The organism is Streptomyces sp. MnatMP-M17 (genome assembly GCF_900091995.1).
Lineage (GTDB): Bacteria > Actinomycetota > Actinomycetes > Streptomycetales > Streptomycetaceae > Streptomyces.
The window spans coordinates 1-3,114 of record NZ_FMDK01000257.1 but is presented as its reverse complement, the minus strand read 5'-3'; the positions used below and the strand labels follow the sequence as shown (position 1 = coordinate 3,114).

The following is a 3,114-nucleotide window of genomic DNA, read 5'->3' as shown; positions in this document are numbered from 1 at the left end:
AGGATGGGCGGGACGGGTGGGGGCACCCGTCCCGCCCACCTCAGCGACCGCGAGACGCACGGTCAGACAGCGGTCAGATGGCCGTCAGGGTGAGCGTGGCGGTGTACGTGCCGGCCACCGTGGACGTCGGGACGTTGAGGTTCAGAGCGGCACCGAGGTGCGAGGTGCCGAGGCCCTTGCCGTTGGCCAGGGTGTGCGAGGACTTCAGTCCGGCCGTGCCGTTGTCGGCCGGCTCGGCGCCCGCGGCGGCACCGACCTGCGCGCCGGCCGTGACGGTCTGGCCGGAGACATGGTCGATGACGCTGGGCGTCCAGCCGAGGTTCTGGCCGTTGATGGTGTGCGTGGCGCCGTCGGAGAAGTCGGTCACCTGGCCGCTGACGGTCCAGCCCGGGTTACCGGCGCGGGTGTCGGTCAGGGTGACCGGGTTGAGCGCGCCCGCCGTGGTCAGCAGTTCGCCGTTGGCGTCCAGCTGCGGCGAGGGCAGGGTGACGTGCGGGTCCTCGACGCTGATGACCAGCGCGCCGGACTCGACGGTGGTGGTGATGTCCTCGGAGGTGGAGACACCCTCGAAGGCACCGATCTTGAACGGGACGTTGCCCGAGTCGGAGGCGAGGTACGCGGCGCTGTTCTGCGGCACGAAGGTCGCCGTGAAGGAGTGGTCACCGGGAGCCAGGCTGCTCGTGGTGAGCGCGGCCTGGCCGCCCGTCACCGGGACGGTGCCGAGCGTGGTGGCCGTACCGCCCACGGTGTCGGTGAACTTCACCGAACCCGCCGCGCCCGCGGGCGTGACGGTCGCGGTCAGCGAGACCGGGCTGAACTGCTCGGCGGTGTCCGCCGGGGACACGGCCAGCGCGGTCGTGGTGGGCTTGGCCGCCGCGGCGTTCACCTGGTGGGTGACCGCCGTGGAGACGGAGGCGTTGTACGAGCCGCTGGAGGGCGTGAACTCGGCGGTGAGCGAGTGGCTGCCCGCCGCCAGGTTGGTCGTGGTCAGCGTGGCGGTGCCGCCGGTGACGGCCACCGGGCTGCCCAGCGCGGCGGCGCCGTCGCGGAACTGGACCGTACCGGCCGCGCCCGCCGGAGCGACGGTGGCGGTCAGCGTGACCTGGTCGCCCTGCTCGGTGGTGCCGGACGGCGAGACCGCGAGGGCGGTGGTGGTGTCGACCTTCACGTCCGGGTCGTTCGCCTGGTACGCCGTGTTCGAGGTGAACCAGATCGAGCCGTTGAAGTCACCGAGGCTGGTCCCGTTGAACGCGGTGCGGCAGGTGACGGTGAACGCGTACTCGCCCTGGAGCGTGCTGAAACCGGCGATGTTGGCGTAGTCGCGCATCGTCGACGACAGCGGGATGAGCATGCCGCCGGCGGCCGTGGTGTTGTACGTCTCGATCGGCGCGTTGCCGACCACGTTCTGGCCCTCGGCCGGGAAGCCCGAGCCCTTGACCGACACGATGACGTACGAGGCGGTGTCCGGGCAGGCACCGGAGGTGGCGAAGTCGATGCCCGACTCGTCGGTACCGGTCTTCGGGTTGATGTCGATGGTGCCGATCTCGGCGGCCTGCGCGGACGGCGCCACGACCAGGCCGGCCGCGAACACGGCGACGGCCGTCACGGCAGTCGCGGCGAACGCCCGCACGGATCTGCGGGACGACACGGATCTCTGGGAAAACACGCGGGAAAGCTCCTTCTCCGTAATCAGGAAAACCGTGTCGGGGTCAGGGAGTCTGCTTGGACGTGTCGCCACAGTCCGGGCTGGTCGCGAAGCCATAGGTGTTGATCACGCCGGGCTGCTTGCAGACAAGCGAGTCCTTGCCGACGAAGACCGTGCTCCAGGGAGCCGTGGCGATCTTGCTGGTCGGGATCACGTTGTAGACATCACGCTTGACGGCGAAGTCGTTGTTGAGCGTCGTCGGCGTCTTGCCGTCGATGGAGCCGAGCAGGGCGCGGCCACGGACGTCGGCCACGGTCTGCGAGGCCTGCGCGATGTACTGCGCGATGGAGAAGGGCACGATGGACTTGTCGTCCAGCACGCGGCCGTCGTGCTCCTGGATCGGGGCGTTGTTCTTCTTGTCCTTGATGCAGGGGTACACACCGGCGACGACATCCGCGTCGGTGATGCCGACCTGGGCCTCCCAGAAGCTGCGGGTGCCGGAGCCGGCCTGCGGCAGCAGGACGTTCAGGTTGTAGTTGGGGCCGGTGCCCACGAAGGCCGGGTCACAGTGGTAGATCGCCTTCAGATCGGCCAGCGTGAGCTTGCGCGGCAGCACGCTGGAGGGCGTGATGGCGTACGAGACACCGTCGACCGCGAACGGGACATAGGTGAGGCCCGGGTTGGCCGCGCCCAGGCTCAGGCTCGACGACCGCGCGAAGTCCAGGCAGCCGTCATTGGCCTGGAGCGAGGTCAGCAGCGCGGTACGGCCGGCGCCGGAACCGTTCGGGCGGGTCATGGTGCACTTGTTGTTGACCGCCGGGTCCTTCGTGGTGATGCTCGCACCGCCCACGGCGTTGTACGAACCGAGCACCTTGGTGCCGTTGATGGTGACGACCTGGGACAGGCCGTTCATCACGTCCTGCGTGGTGTCCGAACCCACGCCGGAGAGCTGCCGGTAGGTGGGCGTACCGCTGGGCTCGGCGGAAGCGACGGTGCCGAAAGTGGCCGCGAGCAGCAGCGCTCCGGCTGCGGCCGTCAGGATCTTCTTCTTGTTCACCTTCGTGTACCCCTCAGATAGGCTTGCGCCTGGTGTTGAAACCGCGATCGCTCGCGGGTGGCCGGGTTCCGGCCGTTCCGGAACATCCGGCCACCGGCCGGGGGTGGTGGCTGCCGCCCCCGGCCGGTCGTCTCAGGTGGTGTCGTCCTCCCGCCTCAGTGACCGCCATCCGGCCGCGACGACCGGCGCCAGCCTCGGCAGGAGCGGGCCGCCGATGGCCGCCGCGATCCCGGTGATGAGGACGATCAGCACGACATAGCGCACGGCTCCCAGCGCCCAGGGCGGCGTCGGCGAGGAACTCGCCTCGGCCGCAGCCGGCTTCGGCGACGCGGTGGAGACGCCGCCGGACGGAGCGGGCTTCGGGGAGCCGGAGGGCGCGGCGCTCCCCGCGCCGTCACCCGCGGGAGCGCCG

At 70.3% G+C, this 3,114-nt stretch carries 2 protein-coding genes and 1 pseudogene; all 3 read right to left on the bottom strand.

Annotated features, from left to right (window positions below):
- Window positions 1–73: 73 nt before the first annotated feature.
- Entirely contained in the window at window positions 74–1,666 is a 1,593-nt protein-coding gene (locus tag GA0115259_RS12415) for an Ig-like domain-containing protein (RefSeq protein WP_202449933.1), read from the bottom strand.
- A gap of 43 nt (window positions 1,667–1,709) precedes the next feature.
- Window positions 1,710–2,702, bottom strand: coding sequence for a type 2 periplasmic-binding domain-containing protein (locus tag GA0115259_RS12410; RefSeq protein ID WP_202449932.1), 993 nt, complete (start codon window positions 2,700–2,702; stop codon window positions 1,710–1,712).
- A 132-nt stretch (window positions 2,703–2,834) separates the two neighbouring features.
- A pseudogene (locus tag GA0115259_RS40240) lies at window positions 2,835–3,114 on the bottom strand (hypothetical protein); the annotation flags it as partial.